The sequence below is a fragment of the Deinococcus marmoris genome (genome assembly GCF_001949125.1).
Classification (GTDB): Bacteria; Deinococcota; Deinococci; order Deinococcales; family Deinococcaceae; genus Deinococcus; species Deinococcus marmoris_A.
In genome coordinates, this window is record NZ_MSTI01000166.1 from 1 (window position 1) to 19102 (window position 19102).

Here is a 19102-nt window from a genome sequence, read left to right on the forward strand (position 1 = left end):
CGGCAGTGGAACGGCACAACGGGACGGCCCGGCGTATGAATCCGCACCAAGTCCGCAGAAGCCTCGCGTTTGCGAGGCTTCCCCACGTCCGTCAGACGGTCAGTGATCTGGTCAATGGGATCTATAACTTCTGTCGGGTGAACCGGAGCCTGCGAGTCAAGTTGAATGAACCGGTGGGGCGTCGTCAATATGCGCAACGGACGCCAGCAATGGCCATCGGGATCACGGACACGGTGTGGAGCGTGCTGCGCCTGCTCAGCACCGTGGTCATGAAGAACCCATGTCGGTCATGATTCCAGCCTTCTACCAGACAGGGAGATCGTACTCGAACATCATCAGGTGCCAGCTCCAGCCCTGCATTTCCATATCGCCGCGACTCACATAATCTCTGTTGAACGCAGCGTGAATCAGGCCAGGACGCATGACTTCAAGTTCGTGCAGGGCGCGCCGCTGCTGTTGCTGCTTCAGACAACCCTTGTGTTCCGGAGTCGGCTGCACCTTTTTAGAGGCTGGTCGAAAGGGCCAAAAAACGGATAGGAAAAGAAACAACATGACCACCGCAGCTCCACCGAGCAACTGAAGAAGCCAGTCTGGTGGGGTCATGCCGGACAGGCTACAGGAAACGGGCCGCAGGTCCGACACTGACGTTCGATCTGGCCCGCTCTGTAGAGCAGGCCAGATCGATTGCCCCCACGCACTGCTGGAGAGTTCCCCAGAACCCGCATTGATGGCTTGATCAACGGGCGTGCCACCCAGCTCCCGACAACAGTCGCTGTGCACTGCACTCCTTCAAATGTCATCTCCCTGAGTGTTCCTGGTGAACGTCTTCATCCTTGACTGGAAGATCTGCCCACTGTGACGACGGTCTATCAGGGTGTCAAGCCCTTGATCTCCTTGTAAGCACTGGATTTTACCCTCTGCATTTCGGCTTTGGAGTACCTGTAGCACTTCGAGCGGAAGAAACGCGCCAGTGCTGATCAACCGCGCGATAACCCAGGGTAACGCTGATGTCGTCGCGCTCAACGCTGACCTTTCCCTCAACCTGGGTCACGTCGGTGAATCCGGCACCGATGACCGCTGCCCGGACGGCTTCAAGCTGGCGAGACACATCTCCCTTCGGGGCCGTCATGACCCCACCTCCGACGTACTGGTGACCGATCCCGCCTGGGCATTTGTACCAGCGTGCTCCAGCCATGAGTTCGCTGCCGCCAAGGATTTTGGCTGCTGTGGTCATTGCGTCACGGGCCGCGTCAATCACCGCTTGCTCCGTGGCCTGTGCCGAGCGAGCGTCGCGTCCCCATGAGCAGGCCGTCAGTAAAACCATGAGCCCCAGCACAATCAGGGCTGGGCGAGTGAGTCTGAGCCCGAACGGCAACATGCCTGCATCATAGGGGCCGTGCTCCAGTCCTGATCACACAGCGATCCGGCCACCACCGATGCGGAGCGCGCCGAGTCCGGCGTTTCAACGCTTAGGACGGGACGCTTAGCTCAATACCGAGTGTGCGCTCAGACAAACGCCCTGATACGGCAGTCGCGCCGGATGGGACGGGCAGTAGCGAACACAAGAAGGCCCGTCGTGGTGCTCTCCAGGCCAATGGTCAATGCGGCGCATCTTTCCAGCCTCAGCCTGCGACGTTAGCCTGCATAAGCCATGCCACCTGCCACGCTTACAACTCCCCTGTCACCCGGTACCAGCGTTACCCTCCGAACGCCCCAAGGGGACCATGCGGTAGGTGCGGTAGGCGTGGTGGCCCGCGCCCCAGCACAGGGCGGCCCCAGCGTCTACAGCGTGCAGTTCCCAGATGGCGCGCTGCTGGACGTCAACCGGGTGCATCTGGGCGTGCGCCGTAAGGAAGCCGAGGCCCTCCCGGCTGATCACACCGATTATTTCCCGTACGTCCAGTACCGCTGCGTGATGGGCAGCCGCGCTTTCGGCCTGGACTCGGCGGGCAGCGACACGGACCTGCGCGGCTTTTACCTGCCGCCCGCGACGGCGCACTGGAGTCTGGGCGGCGTGCCCGAACAACTGGAGCGCGGCGAGGAAGTGTACTGGGAGGCCCGCAAGTTCGTGCTGCTGGCCCTAAAAGCCAATCCCAATGTCCTGGAGGTGCTGTACAGCCCGCAGGTGCTGACGGTCACTCCCGTGGCGCAGGCCCTGCTGGACATCCGGGGCGCGTTTCTGAGTCGGCTGGTCTACCAGACTTACGGCGGCTATGTGATGGGCCAGTTCAAGCGGCTGGAGGCAGATCGGCGCAACCATGGCGACATCCGTCCCAAGCACGTCATGCATCTTTTGAGGCTGCTGCTGAGCGGCATCCATGTCCTGAAAACGGGCGAGGTGCTGGTGGATGTGGGCGAATACCGTGAGCGGCTGCTGGCTGTCAAATCGGGGGAGTTGAGCTGGGAAGAAATAGGGCGCTGGCGGCTGGAGCTGCACCGAACATTTGATGAGGCGTACGCGCGAACCCACTTGCCAGAACGCCCGGATTACGCGCGGGCCGAGGCGTGGCTGATCCGGGCACGGCGGACAGCGGTGGAGCAGTAGGCCACCATGTCAGGGACCGATGGAGATCTGGCTGATGAAGTGGGCTGCGGCTAACAGCAAGAATGCGGCATGTTCCTGAACGTGATCGACGTCGAGGCCACCTGCTGGGAGGGGCCGCCGCCCCCCGGACAGACCAGTGAGGTCATTGAAATCGGCGTCTGCGAGCTGAACACCCAGACCCTGGAGCGCACCCGGCGGCAGGCCATCCTGATCCGCCCGGAGCGTTCGGAGGTCAGCGCCTTTTGCACCCAGCTCACGGGCCTGAGTGCGCAGGACGTGGCCGCAGGCGTGTCGTTTGAAGGGGCCTGCCACCTCCTGCGCCGTGAGTTTCGCAGCGACTCGCGGTCCTGGGCAAGCTGGGGCGACTATGACCGCAAGCAGTTTGCCTCGCAGTGCGCGTTGGGCGGCGTACCGTATCCCTTCAGCGCCCGGCACACCAATGCCAAAAAGGTGTTCACGCAGGCGCACGCCTTGCACAAACGGCCCAGTATGGCCCAGGCGCTGGCTTTCGCTGACCTGCCGCTGGAGGGCCGCCATCACCGAGGGGTAGACGACGCCTGGAACATCGCGGCGCTGATCCTGTCGTTGATTCAGGCCGGACGATGGACCCCTCTGGTCTGAGTGTGGTCTCACGGCGTTTCCTCAACGTCCGGTCCGACGCCGCCTTCTCAGGGGTTGTGGACGCCGCTGTGCTGGACAGCGGGGCGATCTTGCTGCTGCCTATGCACTGCGATTTGCGCGGCTGCTCTTCGTGGACAAAGGGGCAGGACGTACCCCTGCTCAACCTGCTGGAGCTGGCCTGCCAGGATGACGAAGACGGGCGTTTGGTCTGCGAGGAGGTTGCCGGAAAACTGGCCGCCGCCCTGGGCGGGGCCTGGCGCTGGGATGACGAAGCGGACGCGCCGCCCGGCCAAACGGCCTAGCCCCCTCTGCCCCACCTGGCCGATGCGCCGCCCGCCACTCCTCCCATAACCTGCCGGGCAGTGATCCCCTATGCGAATCAAATACCCCTCTACCCTCCATTTGCCCTGGTCTCCAGGGCTGCAAAACGACGACCGCCGCATTGGTGACCTGAGCGGCCTGATCGGTCAGGACATCGTCGTCACCGAGAAGCTCGACGGCGAGAACACCAGCCTGTACCGCACGGATCTGCACGCCCGCAGCCTGGACACGCGCCCACACCCGTCGCGGACGTGGGTCAAGGCCGAGCGGGGCCGTTTCGGACACGAGATTCCCGACGGCTGGCGGCTGTGCGGCGAGAATGTCTACGCGGTTCACAGCCTGCGTTACGCAGCCCTGGAAGGCTATTTCTACCTGTTCAGCGTGTGGGACGATCAGAACGTGTCGCGCCCCTGGGACGAGGTCAAAGCCTGGGCCACGCGCCTGGGGGTACCGACGCCCAAAGAGCTGCACCGGGGCATCTGGGACGAGGCAGCGCTGAAAGAGATTTCCGTCGATCCAGAATGCATGGAGGGCTACGTGGTGCGCGTGACTGGCCAGATTCCCTACGCCGAGTTTCCGCGCCGGGTGGCCAAATTCGTGCGTGCCCGACATGTTCAGACCGACCAGCACTGGCTGAGCAGACCCGTGGAGGCCAATGGTCTGGCAGGAGAAGGTCAAGATGCGGGCGGCTGAGTTGCCTGCCCATCTGGGCGCGGCACAACCCCTTTCCTTTGAAGAGATCAGGGCCGCCCTGCTGCCTCTGGTGCCGCTGCTGTTGAAGCTGGAGAACCCCCCCCAGGACGCGCAGTGGCACGCCGAGGGCAACGTGGCCGTGCATTCGGCGTGGGTGGTGCAAGAAGCCCACACCCTGGCGGAGGCTGCCCGACTGACTGGGCTGGAACGCGGGGCGCTGATCGTGGCCGCTGCCCTGCACGACATCGGCAAGGCGCTGACCACCCGTGAGGAACCCGACGAGGCAGGTGACGTCCGCCTGTGTTCACCCGGACATGCGCGGCGCGGCAAAGACCACCTCGCCTACCAACTGCTGGACGCGGGCTGGTCGCCAGCCTTCCTGCTGACGGTCCTGCGCCTGGTGGCCGAGCATCACAGCCTGCACCGCGCGCTGAAGGGCGATCTGGAGCGCGGCGTTCCCGCTCTGGCACGGCGGGTGCCCCTGCCGCTGCTGACCCTGCTGGCGCGGGCCGATGCACGGGGCCGCACCGTCCTGGGTGAAGACGCCCGGCAAGGTGAGGACACCGCAGACCTGCTGGAACTGGCCGCCCGTGAACTAGGGGTGTGGAACGTGGATGATCCCCACGCCGCCTTCCGGGCAGAGGTTCAGGCACTCCTGCCCGGAGCCTCGCCGGACTTGCTGGCACTGGCGCTGGGCCGGGGCCTGCGCGACTGGGAAGCGGGCCTCATCCACACGCCGCACGAGGCCGCCGCCCGCGTTCAGGAGGCCGCCCGGCACGGCTTCCCGCAGCTCACGGTGTTGTGTGGCCCCAGTGGCAGTGGGAAAAGCACGCTGGCGGCCCAGTATCCACAGGCCCACATCGTCAGCTTGGACGCCCTGCGCGCCCGCCTGGGCAAGGACCACACCGATCAGCGCGTGAACGGCCAGGTCATGCAGGCCGCCCGCGAGGCGGTGCGCGTGGGGCTGCGGCACAAAGGACATGTCGTGTGGGACGCGGGAAGCCTGCGCCGCGATCAACGTGCACAGGTGCTGGGGCTGGGCGTGGCGTACGGCGCGCTCACCCGCATCGAGGTGGCCTGGACGCCGCCCAACGTTTTCAGTGCCCGCAACGCTGCCCGCAGCCAACCTGTGCCCGCCGCCATCCTGAGCGCCCAGCTCGGCAGCCTGGAATTCCCGGACCCCGCCGAGGCACACACCGTGACGTTGCATGCTCCAGACGGTGAATTATGGACGCTGTAATACGGGTTCCGTCTGTTTCCTTTCCGCCTCAACTTGCTGTGGCCATTCACACCCATCCCTACCCGCTGCTGTTCGCCAGTCTCGGCGGAGTGCATCTGTACAGCTTTCCCAGCCCCGACAGAGACTGGGACCTGCGCAGGGGACATCTTTTGCCGCTGCGCGGGGTGCCAGGTCTGGGCAAACTGGGAGAAACGCATGAACTGGCGTGCGACGACGGACCGTCGAGCTTGATCTGATCACGCAGGACGCCCGCAAGCTGGAGTTGGAGCGTAACTCACAGATCTCAGGATCAAGCACGTGACACCATTCTCCCAAATCCTCGTTCCTGAGCCGTCCCAATCCTGTGACATCCTGAGTGGGTGACGGGCCTGACCACTGAACTCTACCTGCTGGCCGCAGGCGTCCTTCTGCTCATCAGCTTAATCGTCAGTCGTCTGGGTGGGCGGCTGGGCATTCCTGGCCTGCTGCTGTTTCTGGGCGTGGGCATGCTGGCCGGAACGGACGGCCTGGGCATCCAGTTCAGCGATTACCGACTGGCGCAGGCGCTGGGCACTGTGGCGCTGTGTTTCATTTTGTTCCAGGGCGGCCTGACCACCAACTGGGGTGAGACCCGGCCCGTCCTGAAGCGTGGGCTGAGCCTGGCCACGCTGGGCGTGCTGATCACAGCCGGGGTGATGGCCACCTTCGCGCATTTTGTCCTGAACCTGCCGTGGCTGATCGCGTGGCTGCTGGGCGCAGTGGTCAGCAGCACCGATGCCTCAGCCGTCTTCAGCGTCCTCAAAGAGCGGGCACTGGGGCTAAAAGGAGACATCGGCCCGCTGCTAGAGTTCGAGTCAGGTGGCAACGATCCGATGGCCGTATTTCTGACGGTGGGCCTGCTGGAACTGATTGCCCATCCTGGCATGGGCGTGCTGGAAATCGTGCCGCTGTTCATCAAGCAGATGGTGATTGGCGGTGTACTGGGGGTGGTGCTGGGCCGGTTGGCGCTGCTGACGCTCAACCGCCTGCAATTGCAGTTCGAGGGGCTGTATTCGGTGCTGACGCTGGCGCTGGCCCTGACCATCTTCAGCGTGACCGCCGTGGCAGGGGGCAGCGGCTTTCTGGCGATTTTTGTCGCGGGCATCATCCTGGGCAACGCCGACTTTCTCCATAAGCGCAGCCTGCTGTCCTTCCACGACGGGCTGGCATGGCTGATGCAGGTGGTGATGTTCCTGACGCTGGGGCTGCTGGTCAATCCACACGAACTGCTGCCGACGGCGGGGCTGGCGCTGGCCTGCGCGCTGGTGCTGGTCTTCGTGGCCCGGCCTCTCAGCGTGTTCATCAGCCTGGCGGCCTCACAGATGCCTGTGCGTCACAAGACCATGGTGGGCTGGGTAGGACTGCGGGGCGCTGTCCCCATCGTGCTGGCCACCTTTCCACTGCTGGCCGGGGTGCCGCAAGCACAGATTCTGTTCAACGTCGTTTTCTTTATCGTGCTGACCAGTGTGCTGCTGCAAGGCACCACACTGACGCTGGTCGCCGATCTGCTGGGCCTGCGTACGCCCCGCACCGTGCCGTCTGCCCCGCCCATGACCTATACGCCCACCGGACACAGCAAAAACGCACTGGTAGAAGTTGAAGTGCGTCCGGGCAGCCCTGCCGACAACACGCGCATCGTGGACCTGCACCTGCCGCCGGAGGCGCTGGTGGTGCTGATCCACCGGGCAGGCGAGTACCTGATTCCAAGGGGCGCGACCCGGCTGCTGGCGGGGGACAGCGTGCAGGTGCTGGCCCAGGCGGAGGAACTCCGCGAAGTAAAACAGCAGTTGGGACACGGGGGCCAATCGCGCTTGTGACTGAATAGGAAATCAGTCTGTTTCACCACGCCTGATGTGCGGTAATCCCTGGCACTCACGAGCTTCGCGACAACGTTGGGCGATACGAATTCCGTCTGTAACGCGGCAGAACTCGGGACAGCGCCGATTCCTGCACTCCATGCCTGGAACCCATTTTCTCCCACTCACTGTCTTGTCCAGAACAGCGCCTATGACTGGTACAGCTCGCAGAGAGGACGCTTGGACGCCCGTTCAGATTTCCAGGTGTTTTTCAACACCTTTCAATCGGAGTCCGTATGATCCGGGCTTCCAGGTTCAGTCCATCCCCGAATGCTTTCCCACTGGTCAGCCTATCTACGGCTTCGCCGGTCTCCAGCCCAGCATTTGGTAGCACAGGCAGCACAAGCAGGCGGGGGAAAGGCTCCTGTCTCCTTTCCCCCGCCTGCTGCGTTGAACCTTGCTTGGCGCTGAACCTTGCTTGGCGTTGGATCTTGTTCAGCGTGACCAGACCTCGTTTCAGGCCAGTTGCGGCTGGGCACTGGGCTGGGCCAGTTGGCTGCGAACGGCCACCAGGGCAATGCGCGTCACCACCATCACCAGCGCCATCAGCACGAACGCCGCCCGCCACGCTTCCGGCCCGGTGATCTGGTTCTGGATGCTGAAGTTGACCACCCAGGCCAGAACCGTGGGGTTGTACGTCGCCAGTTCGGCAAAGACCACCCGCAGGCCCAGCGCGGCCACCCAGACCGCTGCATAGAGCCAGCCCGACTGCACCATCACCTTGTTGCCCTGACGGAACACCCTGGACGCGCCGCTTGCCATCACTCCGAAGATCACGCCCAGCGCCACGCCGCCGAGTTCCAGCGGGACATCGTGTCCGGCGGTGGGCAAGTCGCTGAGGAAGTAGAAGGCCGAGCCGCCAACGGTGAGGAAGAGACGTACGAAGACCATCCTGTTGATCTCGCGGGTGCCCAGGACGGTGAGGAGCATGAAGGCGAGGATGCTGACGCTGACGATCCAGTCGGTGTTTGTCATGCCCAGAGTGTGCGCCCAGGTTCCACGCTGCCGCGCCTTCACAACGGGTCAGTCGGGTTAGCCCTTTTGGGCTATACCGGAAACCACCAAAAGGGGGCTAGGCTGGGCGGGTGGAAGCATTGAGGTCTGGCTGGGCGCTGGTGGCGTGTCTTCCGGCGCTGATCCTGTTCTGGCGCTGGCCGCCCCATCTTCAACCACCCCACCTTCAGCCGCAGCGCCTGCTGTTCTGGCAACGCGGCGTCCTGCTGGCCCTGATTCCGCTGGGCATCGCGTCCGTGCAGGTGGCGCAGTCTCAGGCTGCCTTCGGGCCGGTCTGGTGGCCGCTGCTGACGCTGTGGGCCGTCGGGATCAGTTATGTGCTGACCCTGATCCGCACCGATGACCTGGACACTGTTGACTTGGACACAGGCCGCCTGCCTTCAAAAGCATTTGAGCGGTTGCTGCTCGTCAGCCTGCTCGCCACCACCGCCAGTTTGCTGATCCTCAGCCCGTCGCTGCAATTTTTTGTGGCGGTTACGACCATGCTGTTTCTGGGGATGCATCAGCCGCTCGGCTGGCACCTGCGTTACACCCTGCCGATTGTGGCGGTGTTCGTGTGGTTGTTCAGCCTGACCGCCAGCCCGTCCCCAGGTTTGCTGGACGCGCTGAGCAACGCTGCCGGGCTGCTGATGACGGCGGTGTTCGGCGTGCTGCTGCGCCGTTCGCGGCAGTTGGTGGAGGAACTGGAAACCGCCAACACCAAGCTGGCCCTCCAGGCGGCCCAGGCCGAGGAACTGGCAGTGCTGCGCGAACGCTCCCGGCTGGCCCGTGAGCTGCACGACACGCTGGGCCACGCCCTGACCACCATCACCGTGCAACTGGAAGCCGCCGAGCTGAGCCTGGAACGCAGGCCCGACAAAGCTCGCATCTTGCTGGGACAGTCGCGCGAGCTGTCGCGGGCGGCCACCAGCGAATTGCGACTGAGCCTCAGCGATCTGCGCTCCGAGGTGTCCCCATCCACGCCAGATCAGTCCATGCTGGCCCAGCTCAGCGTCCTCGCTCAGCCGGAAGGTTTGCCTGCCGTGCAGCTCAACCTCACCGACGTTCAGCTCTCGCCCCAGCAACAGCACGCCCTGATCCGCATTGCCAGCGAAGCCGTACAAAATGCCCGCCGCCACGCCCACGCCCGGCAGATCTCCGTGGAACTGCGCCAGACGCCCCAGGACACCCGGCTCAGCGTCAGCGACGATGGCCAGGGCTTTGATACCCGGCAGCCCACCGCACCGGGCCATTACGGGCTGGCCGGGATGCGTGAGCGCCTAGTCTTGCTGGGCGGTCAACTGGAGATTGACAGCTCCCCCGGCGGGGGAACGCGCGTCGTGGCCCGTCTGCCCCGCTCCCTGGCCTTCTCGGAGGCGAACATCCTATGAGGACTGCCCCATGACCATTACCCTCGCCATCGTGGACGATCAACCGCTGATGCGCTTCGGCCTGCGTTCCCTGTTTGAAACCGACGACGACTTTGAGGTGATCGGTGAGGCAGGGAGTGGCCTGGAAGCCCTGGAGTTGATCCAGCGCCTGAAACCCGACGTCGTGCTGATGGATATTCAGATGCCGGAACTGGACGGCGTGAAAACCACTGCCCGGCTGCATGAACTCGGCCTGGACAGCCGGGTACTGATCCTGACCACCTTTGACACCGAGAACTATGTGCTGGACGGGATTCGTGCTGGAGCCAAGGGCTATCTGCTCAAGGACGTGCGGCCCCAGGAACTCTTCGATGTGGTGCGGCGGGTGGCGGCGGGTGAGGTTTTTATTCAGCCCAGTGTGGCGAGTAAATACCTGCATCTGCTGACCACCCGCCAGCAGGAGCTGGAGCATCTCAGCCCCAGAGAACTGGACACCCTGCGGCTACTGGCAAAGGGGCTGAGCAACAAACAGATCGCCCGTGATCTGGAGATCAGTGAAAGCACCGTCAAAAACCACGTCAAGAGCCTGCTGTCCAAGATGCAGGTCAGGAACAGGACGGAAGCGGCGCTGAATGCGGGGAAATGGACGGGGGAATAGGTTCACCCCGCCTTCTGCTCGGTCCAGCCTAATCGGATTTCATCTGGCGAAGGACACAATTCTGTCCAGACCGTATGAAAGTATTCTGGACCGGCTCTTTAAAGGCTTGCGATAACGCCCGAATTCTGCTGGCGAATTCCTGGGATGGAGCGCTCTGTGCTGATCAGGCCGTGTCGGTCGCCCGTATGATGTCTCCATGCTGGAATTGCTGGAGTTTGTGAAATCGCTCAGTGATCTCAGCTCCCTGCGAGGTGCGTCCTGGCGCTGGTGAGTCAGCATCGCGCTGGGCATCGCCGGAATGATCGCAATCCTGATCAACGTACAAGGCGACATCGCCGTTCTGTACGTGTTCCTAGACTTGGTGATGACAATCGTCGTGGCGACCGCCTGGGAATGGCGCGCCCAGGGTCAGAAGGACCGTCGTGGCGGCGGGAAGTACAAAGCAAAGTAAAAAGCAACTGGAGGCATGGGGAAACGAGGTCTTGCCTGAAGAGATGCCATAGGCTGGAGCGCTACTGGGCATGAGCCGCTCATAGCTGGTCAAGCTGCTGAAGGCCAGGGAGTCGCCGCACTGCAAGGTCAGCCCGGATAGATGCGCCTTTCCCCTGCACGTCCAGTGGCAGAACAGCGGGCAGGGCCACCGGGAAATAAGCTTCCAGTGGCCCTGCAACACCTGACTGTGTTTTTGAAAATGCCGCGCAACACGGATTCCGTTTGTTTCGTGTAGAAATTGGGACAGCGCCGATTCCTACACTCCACGTCCGGCACCCGTTTCTCTCCTTCTCGCTCTGCTCGGATTACAGGTGTTTTCAACACCCTCTAATCGGAGTCCGTGTAACTCGCGCCAGATCAATTGCCGTACAGAACGAACACGGTAGACGTGTTGGCGGTGCTGTTGCCCTCTTCATACGAGAACTGGGCGACGTATTTGCCCGAACCATTGGCGTAGACCAGTTCCTCTTTGTTGCTCATCCGGCTGAGGGGCAGGGCGTTGTACTTGCTGAACAGCGCCTGCCCATAGCCCAGCGCCCTCGTCTTGTAGATCAGGTCGTGAAACACAGATCCCCAGCGGCGCACGCCGTAAATCTCAACCCAGCGCACAGTGACGCCGTTGGCTTTGGCTGAGGCCATGACATCTGCCACGAGTTGCTGCGCGCCAGCGTCACAGGCACGCTGAACCACTGCCCCACCATTGCGGCTGGGATACTCGATTTTCACCAAACCGTTATAGGCGTACGCGGGCGTCTTGACACACGCGCTCGACTGCGCTGCGGCCATACCAACCAGACTGAAGAACATACTGCTGAGCATCCATTTGCTAATGGTCATCAACACCTCCACGTGTTTTCTTACATTTTGACGTTGTTCACCTTGAAGTTAAAGGGAGACCGTGTGAGCCGACTGAGATTTTCCCCCTGATTGCTTTGAGGCGGTGACCAAAAACGAGCCTGATTCCACAGCAATAACCTTTGAGGGTTACTGCAAGCCGTTTAGGCCCTGACTGAAGACAATGCTGAAAAGCGCTCACCAGGGGGAGAGGTTAGAGACGTCACAGGGCACAACCAGGGGGATTGACCTGGTCGGTGAATCCCACGGGTGACGGCTGTATTCTTCTTGACCACAAGGGGCCTCTAGGCGTGCTTGGCCACTGTCACCCAGAGGCAACGCCTGAACTACACGCTCTCCTGCATCTCCTTGGACACCATTGTCTTGCGGCCCCTGCTTGAGGTCTGCCCCTTGCTGCCTTTGCGCTGCATCTTCAACCGGGTTGCCTCGGCTACCGCTTTGAAGTCAATCAGGCCTGCTTCAACATTCTTCACCGTCAGTGCAGGCTTCTCCATCTCGGGCGCCCTCTGCGGCGGTGCGGGCACCAGGCGATAAAAAGCCGCTTCCTGGCACAGTTCCTCATACCGGGCATTCACCGCGTCCGGCAACCCGTCTGGATGCAACTGCGCCACCAGCAGATATTCCAGAAACGTCGGCTCCCCACGGTCCACGATGGGCAGCAGGGTGTTCGCATAGAAACGGCTGTACGCCCGCCAGGCCGCCGCCAGCGGCCCACTGGTCCAGTGGGCGATCTCCGGGTGATGGACGCGCAGCTTCTGGAGGTCTTCTCTCGGCAACACGCTCTTGCCGTACCGCACTGGGTCCAGGACCAGGGACGGGCGCACCAGGTCATACAGGCCCCGCGCAAAGCACACGACTCTCCCCTGGGCTTCCCAGCGCCGCAGGATTTTACGGGTCTGCTGCTGAGCTTGCGTAGAACGGGAGCTGTAGACCGCTTCTGCCAGTCGGTCCACCGTCATGGGCCAGGCGGCCTGCCGGGCCAGGTGCCAGTCCACATCCACGGCTGTCTGGACGGCTGGACTCGGCAGAGGTGAAGACCCCAGGTCTGTGACATTCACGCGGGGCAGCGCGTCCACCGTTTCTGACGTCAAGTGCTGGTGCAGGAAATGGCGGGCGTCATCGAGATGGATGTACGCAGGCGCGGTCCGCGCCTGGCGCTGTAGCTGGGCGCTCTGGAGATGATGCCGCCGCACCCAGCGCTTCAACCCAGCCATATCCACTGTCGCCAGGTGGGCCAGGTCAGCGAGGCTGACCCAGGTGTAAAGCGCAGCGTGAGGGCCATATAGGTAGTGAATGGCCTCGTCCAGCGTGCAGCGCAGTTCTTCTGCCACGAACGCGGGACTCAACGGTCCGTAGACGCGGTGAAGTTGACGGAGATGCTCGTGGGGCGGCAGTGCGCCAGGGGTGGAGTGCGAAATCAAGCCCCTAGAATACATCCGATAGGCTGGTCACTGCCAGCACCAACTGCTAAGCCTTAACCCACCCATAAATCGCCGTCGTCGCCGGGTTCTCGTGGCCCAGGATCGTGCCGATCTCGTGCGGGCTGCGGCCCTGCTCAACGAGCGCGGTGGCAAGACTAGGCAGCATCTCATGCGGGCTGACCTTCGCCATGACCTCCAGGATGCCATTGGGATGCATATGGCAGGTGCTGGGCAACAGGGCGGCTGCGTTCATGTGCCACTCTGACTCAGGACGCTCTGCCTCTACTCACCCAGTAATACGGGTGTTTTCAACACCCTTTAATCGGAGTCCGTATAAGCTCAATCATGTTCTTCCTGCACCGCCCGACTCCCAAGCAGGCTCAAGCCTTTTTAGAGCGGCAACGGCAGGCAGCCTACTCCTACGCTGAAGTCGGCCAGACCAGAACGGCCCTGCACCCCACCGGATACGCGATTGACCAGCATTCCACCCGCCTGGGCACCGGCGACGAATGTTTCACACTCGCCAGAGCGGCTCTCAAAACGTGGAAGGTTTTCGAAACGCCCTGGATTCGGCTCACCAACCCGGCGGCTCCATTTACCGAAGGCGAGACGCTGGTGGTCCAGATTGCCCACCTGGGATTTTTTAGCCTGGTTGCCGACCGGGTGGTGTACGTCATCGACGAACCTGATTGCTGCGGCTTCGCTTACGGCACCCTGACCGGGCACGCCGAACAGGGCGAGGAACGGTTTCTGGTTTCCCGCTCGGCATCTGGAGAAGTGACTTTTGGGTTGAGCGCTTTCTCGCGTCCCCGTCATCCGCTTGCGTGCCTGGGTCAGCCCGTCGTTCGGCAGCTTCAACGGGCGGCGGCGCAGGCGTATACCGCCGCCATGATGAGTGCTGTGAAGGAGGCGAAGTAGGGCAGGCCCAGCCCTGCATGCTCACTCTGGCGCTTGCGCCCCACCCATCAGCTTTTTCGTGAGAAGAAAACAGACGCTCCCAACAACAAACAGGGGTGTATGTGGAGCCGGAATCGTGGTAAGCCCGCTGACCAAAAATGAAACCCTCAATGACAACTGATACGGATTCCGTCTATTTCGCGCAGAAATCGGGACAGCGCTGATTCCTGCACTTCATGCCCGGAGTCCGTTTTTCTCCTTCTCACTCCGTTCGGATTTCCAGGTGTTTCCAACACCTTCCAATCGGAATCCGTATGATATTCAAAAAGCCTGTGCTGCCAGGAGAGCAGCCGATGAGGCGCACTACTTCAAGGCTGCTGGCCGGAGATCATGCACCTGCTCGGGTGTCTTCTTGGCGGCGTGCTCAGCCTTGATCTCGTCTGCCGTATAGGGTTTCTGGCCGTCTGGTAGGGCATTCTTCCAACTGATCGAAACCTCGTTCAGGATTGCGGCCAGATCGCCGTCGCTTAACTGAGCCAAGCCGGGCATGGCTCCGTTATAGGTTTTACCGTTGACTTTGATGGAGCCATTCAAGCCGTACAGCACCACGTTGATCGTGTATTTGCGTCCATCTGCCGCCAGAATCGCGGGGAAATGTCCGGCGAGAGGTGGAAAGGCTGCGGGTATCCCCTTGCCCGTCGCCTGATGACAGGACGCGCAGTTGCTGGTGTAAAGGGCTTTGCCATTCTGGGCGGCGGCCAGGGAAGTGCTGGCGATGAGCATCAGGAACAGGTATTTCATGAATTCTCCAGGCCAGAAGAAGGGCGTGTAGGCTGTATGGGACGCTGTTTCCCATCCACAAAGGGCCGGTAACATCGCCCCACCTCTGCATGCGTTTAAAGGACGTGTTGGGCGATCTTGAAGGGCTGCCGAACAGTGTCAGTTCGGATTCTGGTCAGTCTCTGCCGGGCGGATTGGGAGGCTGGTCCCCAGGATGGATCAGCTCGCGGCCCGCATGACGCAACTCACGAATCCATTCTCCGAGACCTTTACCGATCTCCGGCAATTTCTTGGCACCGAACAGCAGCAGCACGACGACCAGGATCAGGATGATTTCCAGTGGGCCGAGGGACATGGCACTCCTTGATCAGGTCAGCCTGACTGGTGGGGTGAGGTCACGTCAAAGGGCCAGGCGCTTTGATGTACCGCTTGACGATGGCGTCGGCCAGCCGATACGTCACTGCACCCACCGTACCAGTCGGGTTAAACCCGCTGTTGTGCGGGAATGAACTGGCACCCACCACGAACAGATTGGAAACCTGATGATGCTGCATGTAAGGGTTGACCACGCTGTTGGCAGGATCCATGCCCATGATGGCTCCACCCTGGTTGTGGGTACTCTGGTACGGCACGATGGTGTAATGCTCCGGGACACTGCGCCCAGCGACGTTTTTGGCCCCCATCTCGGTGAGGATCTTGACGTTGACTTCAGCCAGATACTGGCTGCGCTTGCGCTCATTTCCACGGTAATCGAAGGTCATGCGCACCAACGGGTGTCCGTAAGCATCGCGGTAGGTGGGATCGAGATCCAGATGGTTCTGACGGAAGGGCAGTGAGGCCACCTGAGCGCCGATGCCCACTGAGGTGTTGTAGGCAGCGGCAGCGGCTTTCTTCCAGGCGCTGCCCCAGCCGGAACCGCCAGGATTGCTTTGAATGGGGCGCGCTCCCGTGGATGACGCCGAGATGGAGCCGCCATGCAGAAACCCCAGTCCAGTGTGATCAAAGTGGTCACCGTTGAAATCATCGATCACCACACTTTCTGAGCCGGCCCCGGCGAAGACTTTGAAATCTTTTCCGGTGATGGTGCCGCCTGCCCCGGCGCTGAGCTGGTAGGTGTAATTGCGCCCGACAATGCCCTTGTTGGTCACGGGATCGTAGATGTCGCCAATACCGGAAACCATCAGCAGTTTGACGTTGCCAAACGTAAAGCTGGTCAGGAAGATCATCTCGGCAGGCTGCTCGATCTCCTCACCCGTGATCAGATCGACGTAGGTCACGCTGACGGCCCGCTTTTTACTGCTGTCCATATTGACGCGCACCACGTTAGCGTCGTGGCGAACTTCAAACTTGCCAGTCGCCAGCGCAGTCGGCAAGACCGTGTTGTTGGGGCTGGCTTTGGCGTTGTAATCGCAGCCAAAACGTTCGCAAAAACCGCAGTACATGCAGGCTCCCAGCGCCTGCCCGTCTGGGTTGGTGTAGGCCTGCGTCATGTTGGCCGAGGGACCAGGAAACGGGTGATATCCCAGATTCTGCGTGGCGTTCTGAAACAGGTCGCCAAGCTGCGAGCGCTTCATCGGCGGGTTGGGATATGCACGGGCGCGTGGCCCTTCAAAGGGATTGCCGCCGGCTTGGACCTTACCCTGCAAGTTACCCGCTGTGCCGCCGATGCCCGCCGTGTGTTCAAACTTGTCGAAGAACGGCTCCAGTTCTTGATAGGTCACGCCCCAGTCCTGAATGAGCATGCCGTCGTCAATGGCCCCCTTGCCGTAACGCTTGACGGTCTGGCTGTAGATTTCAAAGTCATAGGGCGTCCAGCGCCAGGTCTGCCCGTTCCAGTGTGCGCCCGCACCGCCCGTACCATTGCCCAGCAAGAAGGACCCGAGCTGGCGCATGGGCAGCGCCATCTGATCCGCGCTGTTGCGAAAGGTCAGGGTGTCACGGCTGACGTCCTGCATCAGGCCGAAGCGGATGCCGTACTTGAGTTCGTCTCGGATGTGGGGAAAGGCAAATTCAACATTGGCGTCACGGGACTGGCCTCGCTCCAGGCCGACAACCGAAAGCCCTGCTCTGGTCAGTTCAGCGGCCAGAATCCCGCCCGTCCAGCCCACTCCAACCATGACCGCGTCCACCGACGGAAGCTTTTTCGACATAATTTTTCTCCTCTGTGCAGTTCAATTCCGGCATCAATGAGAGTGAGGAGGATCGTCGGTAAAGTTGGCAATGCTCATGGGCGGCGCAGTAAACGGCGTTTTGTACTGCTCGATAATCTGCGCGTAGGTGGGCTGCACACCTGGGTAGCCAATCAGTTTCCAGCCAACCATCTGGGCGTTGCCGCCGTATGTTGGATCGGCGAAAAAGCCTTCCTTGGTGTTCTGGAGTAGAAACGCGAAAAAGGTTGTAGCAGGCAGGCGACCCAGGTCAATGTCGCCCTTCTCCAGCCCGGTCAGCACCTTGTCCTGCTGGTCAGCCTTCAAGTCCGCGAAGTCGGCCTTGTACTGCTTTTGCGTCACTTCATTGATGCGCGGAATGGCGGCGCGGTAAACCTCGCTGGGCTTGAGCGGCAGTTGATAGCCCTGCTGCGGCGTGCCCTGTTGCCACGGCCCTTGCCAGTACCAGCGCCCGGCCTCTCCGTACCAGCCCGCCAACTGGCCATCGATGTAATACGAAACGCCCGCTTCAAGCGCGCCTGGACCCAAATTATCCTTGGGAATGAGCCGTGCCACCGCCGCCTCGATAAAGGCGATTTCCACCGGGTTGAAAAAAACGTAGGTGTAGGCCGTGGAGGTATCGCTCGGGGCGGCCATCTCCATGGCTGGCGGGGCTGGAGCCGGCGGGGGAGCCGTCTGCGCCTCGACAAGGCCGGGCCTGCCAAGCCCGACGGTGACCGCCACAAGGCCCAGACCTTTGAGAAAGTTTCGCCGCTCGTTCGTCTCTGACATGGAGCCTCCTGCGGGTGACAACACTGAGGGCAGCCCAAAAGAGAACGCTGAATGATTTGACCAGCTTGCCCTCAGAACACAAAGGCGTCTGAAGTCAAACTCCATTTCAGCGGATTTTTAAATGTACGTATCGAAAGTGCAGCTTGAATTGAAAACTCTTCACGAAAGAGCTGATTCAACTTCAATGATACGAAGTCAAAATTGATCCAAAAAAGGAAACTCTCTAGACCCTACGACTCTGATGAGGGGTTGTCAATATTGGTTGATGGACAGGAGCAATTTCTTCACAGCACATCCGGTAAGCTCGCCGCTGCCTGCACCAGTTGCTGCGCCTTGATCCCCTCCTCCCAGCCACACGGTCCAGGTGAGCGGGCGCAGCCGGGCCACCGCCAGGGCATCTTCAGGTAAGCCTGGATCGATGTGGATGATCTGGAGCAGGCCCACCTGTTCCCGTTGCTCCTCGGCAGCCTCCGGGGGCTGGCCGCGCTCAGCCAGTCTGGACAGCATCTCAGCATAATTGACGGTCTGGATCACCGCCCCCGGCACCCGCTGGCCCACCGCCTGCGCTCCAGGTTCACCGAAGACTTAAGGCGGCAGCGCCGAGGTGAGCCATTGAATTCAAATAATCGCGTGCTATACTTAGCACGAGTGGTCTTAAGTGCGGACTGGGGCAAGGGTGCTTCAAAGCATCTGCTCGGCGTCTTTCCGTATTTGGAATTCAAGGAGTAGAACATGGCTGTAGGTAAAGTGAAATGGTTTAACGCAGAGAAAGGCTTTGGCTTCATCGAAACACCCGGTAGCCCTGACGTGTTCGCGCACTTCAGCGCGATCCAGAGCAGTGGCTTCAAGAAGCTGAACGAAGGCGACGAAGTGGAATTCGAAGTCGAAGCTGGTCAGGGCAACAAAGGCCCCCAGGCCAAGAACATCGTGGTCACGAAGGCTGGACCTGCACCTGCGTTCAACGACCGCCCTCGCCGCGACGACCGCTGGTAATCGAACCAAACTTTCAAATTGGAGAAGGGAGCCTACAAAGGCTCCCTTCTTTTTGGCGGATTCGGCTTATTGATCACCATATAATCAATGGTTCGGACAGTTTTCAGCAGGTACGCTGCCAGCAGAACGGTGTTCTTCAACCGTTGCCCGAATTAAACTCAATCCGACACCGACACCTGGATTGATATTATTTATTTGCCCTGCCAGACAGCCCTGTTGACCAATCGGAGACACATCACCTGAATACAGAGCATTCTGTGTCCAGCAGAGCCTTGGACGTCTCGCGACACCCCACTTTTTCTCCTCTCCATCCAGCACGCGACGCCACCCAAAACTGTCCGAACCATTGATAATACGGATTCCGTTTGTAACGCCGCAGGAATCGGGACAGCGCCGATCCCTCCACTCCA

24 protein-coding genes and 1 pseudogene are annotated in these 19102 nt (G+C 61.3%); 13 read left to right on the forward strand and 12 right to left on the reverse strand.

Features of this window, described 5'->3' with window-relative positions:
• Positions 1-293: pseudogene (locus BOO71_RS27405) on the forward strand (IS1 family transposase); the annotation flags it as partial.
• 10 nt (positions 294-303) lie between these two features.
• On the opposite strand, the gene BOO71_RS24160 reads toward BOO71_RS27405, so the two are convergent.
• Complete coding sequence (locus BOO71_RS24160; RefSeq protein WP_139323176.1) at positions 304-603, reverse strand: hypothetical protein; 300 nt, start codon at positions 601-603, stop codon at positions 304-306.
• A 307-nt stretch (positions 604-910) separates the two neighbouring features.
• Positions 911-1378: a hypothetical protein gene (locus BOO71_RS24165; protein WP_075836811.1), complete on the reverse strand. Its 468-nt coding sequence runs from the start codon at positions 1376-1378 to the stop codon at positions 911-913.
• 273 nt (positions 1379-1651) lie between these two features.
• On the opposite strand from BOO71_RS24165, the gene BOO71_RS24170 reads away from it, so the two are divergent.
• From BOO71_RS24170 to BOO71_RS24200, 7 genes are all read left to right on the forward strand, one after another.
• Entirely contained in the window at positions 1652-2545 is an 894-nt protein-coding gene (locus BOO71_RS24170) for a nucleotidyltransferase domain-containing protein (RefSeq protein WP_075836812.1), read from the forward strand.
• Between the two features lie 69 nt (positions 2546-2614).
• On the forward strand, positions 2615-3166 hold the full coding sequence (locus tag BOO71_RS24175; RefSeq protein WP_075836813.1) for a 3'-5' exonuclease: 552 nt from the start codon (positions 2615-2617) through the stop codon (positions 3164-3166).
• Complete coding sequence (locus BOO71_RS24180) at positions 3148-3468, forward strand: hypothetical protein (RefSeq protein ID WP_075836814.1); 321 nt, start codon at positions 3148-3150, stop codon at positions 3466-3468. Before BOO71_RS24175 ends, BOO71_RS24180 begins: the two co-directional genes overlap by 19 nt.
• A 100-nt stretch (positions 3469-3568) precedes the next feature.
• On the forward strand, positions 3569-4180 hold the full coding sequence (locus tag BOO71_RS24185; RefSeq protein ID WP_254843282.1) for an RNA ligase family protein: 612 nt from the start codon (positions 3569-3571) through the stop codon (positions 4178-4180).
• Positions 4143-5420: an AAA family ATPase gene (locus tag BOO71_RS24190; RefSeq protein WP_254843283.1), complete on the forward strand. Its 1278-nt coding sequence runs from the start codon at positions 4143-4145 to the stop codon at positions 5418-5420. Before BOO71_RS24185 ends, BOO71_RS24190 begins: the two co-directional genes overlap by 38 nt.
• Before the next feature lie 38 nt (positions 5421-5458).
• On the forward strand, positions 5459-5656 hold the full coding sequence (locus BOO71_RS24195) for a hypothetical protein (RefSeq protein ID WP_075836816.1): 198 nt from the start codon (positions 5459-5461) through the stop codon (positions 5654-5656).
• Between the two features lie 132 nt (positions 5657-5788).
• Positions 5789-7255 (forward strand): potassium/proton antiporter, encoded by a 1467-nt coding sequence (locus BOO71_RS24200; protein WP_075836831.1) that lies wholly within the window; start codon positions 5789-5791, stop codon positions 7253-7255.
• Between the two features lie 495 nt (positions 7256-7750).
• On the opposite strand, the gene BOO71_RS24205 is transcribed toward BOO71_RS24200, so the two are convergent.
• Positions 7751-8269, reverse strand: a complete 519-nt coding sequence (locus BOO71_RS24205; protein ID WP_075836817.1) for a hypothetical protein — start codon at positions 8267-8269, stop codon at positions 7751-7753.
• Positions 8270-8379: 110 nt separating this feature from the next.
• Between BOO71_RS24205 and BOO71_RS24210 the strand changes: the two genes are divergently transcribed.
• The 3 genes from BOO71_RS24210 to BOO71_RS28105 all read left to right on the forward strand — a co-directional run bounded on the left by BOO71_RS24210 (position 8380) and on the right by BOO71_RS28105 (position 10766).
• Positions 8380-9678, forward strand: coding sequence for a sensor histidine kinase (locus BOO71_RS24210; RefSeq protein WP_139323177.1), 1299 nt, complete (start codon positions 8380-8382; stop codon positions 9676-9678).
• A gap of 10 nt (positions 9679-9688) precedes the next feature.
• A complete protein-coding gene (locus BOO71_RS24215; protein ID WP_075836819.1) occupies positions 9689-10315 on the forward strand; it encodes a response regulator in 627 nt (208 codons plus the stop codon).
• Between the two features lie 298 nt (positions 10316-10613).
• Entirely contained in the window at positions 10614-10766 is a 153-nt protein-coding gene (locus tag BOO71_RS28105) for a hypothetical protein (RefSeq protein WP_175607531.1), read from the forward strand.
• Between the two features lie 398 nt (positions 10767-11164).
• On the opposite strand, the gene BOO71_RS24220 is transcribed toward BOO71_RS28105, so the two are convergent.
• From BOO71_RS24220 to BOO71_RS24230, 3 genes are all read right to left on the reverse strand, one after another.
• On the reverse strand, positions 11165-11644 hold the full coding sequence (locus BOO71_RS24220) for a hypothetical protein (RefSeq protein WP_075836820.1): 480 nt from the start codon (positions 11642-11644) through the stop codon (positions 11165-11167).
• 344 nt (positions 11645-11988) lie between these two features.
• A complete protein-coding gene (locus BOO71_RS24225; RefSeq protein ID WP_139323178.1) occupies positions 11989-13083 on the reverse strand; it encodes a hypothetical protein in 1095 nt (364 codons plus the stop codon).
• A gap of 46 nt (positions 13084-13129) precedes the next feature.
• The gene (locus BOO71_RS24230) at positions 13130-13336 is read right to left on the reverse strand and encodes a tyrosine-type recombinase/integrase (protein WP_075836822.1); all 207 of its coding nucleotides are present in this window, start codon (positions 13334-13336) and stop codon (positions 13130-13132) included.
• A gap of 92 nt (positions 13337-13428) precedes the next feature.
• Here BOO71_RS24230 and BOO71_RS24235 point away from each other — a divergent pair, with 92 nt between their 5' ends.
• Complete coding sequence (locus BOO71_RS24235) at positions 13429-14001, forward strand: DUF1990 domain-containing protein (protein WP_075836823.1); 573 nt, start codon at positions 13429-13431, stop codon at positions 13999-14001.
• A gap of 342 nt (positions 14002-14343) precedes the next feature.
• Here the strand turns inward: BOO71_RS24235 and BOO71_RS24240 are convergent, their stop codons facing one another.
• From BOO71_RS24240 to BOO71_RS24260, 5 genes are all read right to left on the reverse strand, one after another.
• Entirely contained in the window at positions 14344-14781 is a 438-nt protein-coding gene (locus BOO71_RS24240) for a c-type cytochrome (protein WP_075836824.1), read from the reverse strand.
• A gap of 154 nt (positions 14782-14935) precedes the next feature.
• A complete protein-coding gene (gene tatA / locus BOO71_RS24245; RefSeq protein WP_075836825.1) occupies positions 14936-15115 on the reverse strand; it encodes a twin-arginine translocase TatA/TatE family subunit in 180 nt (59 codons plus the stop codon).
• Between the two features lie 40 nt (positions 15116-15155).
• Entirely contained in the window at positions 15156-16910 is a 1755-nt protein-coding gene (locus BOO71_RS24250; RefSeq protein ID WP_075836826.1) for a GMC family oxidoreductase, read from the reverse strand.
• Positions 16911-16943: 33 nt separating this feature from the next.
• Positions 16944-17699: a gluconate 2-dehydrogenase subunit 3 family protein gene (locus tag BOO71_RS24255; RefSeq protein ID WP_075836827.1), complete on the reverse strand. Its 756-nt coding sequence runs from the start codon at positions 17697-17699 to the stop codon at positions 16944-16946.
• Between the two features lie 252 nt (positions 17700-17951).
• Positions 17952-18257, reverse strand: a complete 306-nt coding sequence (locus BOO71_RS24260) for a hypothetical protein (RefSeq protein WP_075836828.1) — start codon at positions 18255-18257, stop codon at positions 17952-17954.
• 174 nt (positions 18258-18431) lie between these two features.
• On the opposite strand from BOO71_RS24260, the gene BOO71_RS24265 reads away from it, so the two are divergent.
• A complete protein-coding gene (locus BOO71_RS24265; RefSeq protein ID WP_075836829.1) occupies positions 18432-18692 on the forward strand; it encodes a cold-shock protein in 261 nt (86 codons plus the stop codon).
• Positions 18693-18776: 84 nt separating this feature from the next.
• Here the strand turns inward: BOO71_RS24265 and BOO71_RS28530 are convergent.
• A partial coding sequence (locus BOO71_RS28530) for a hypothetical protein (protein WP_217694944.1) occupies positions 18777-19102 on the reverse strand: 326 nt, incomplete at its 5' end.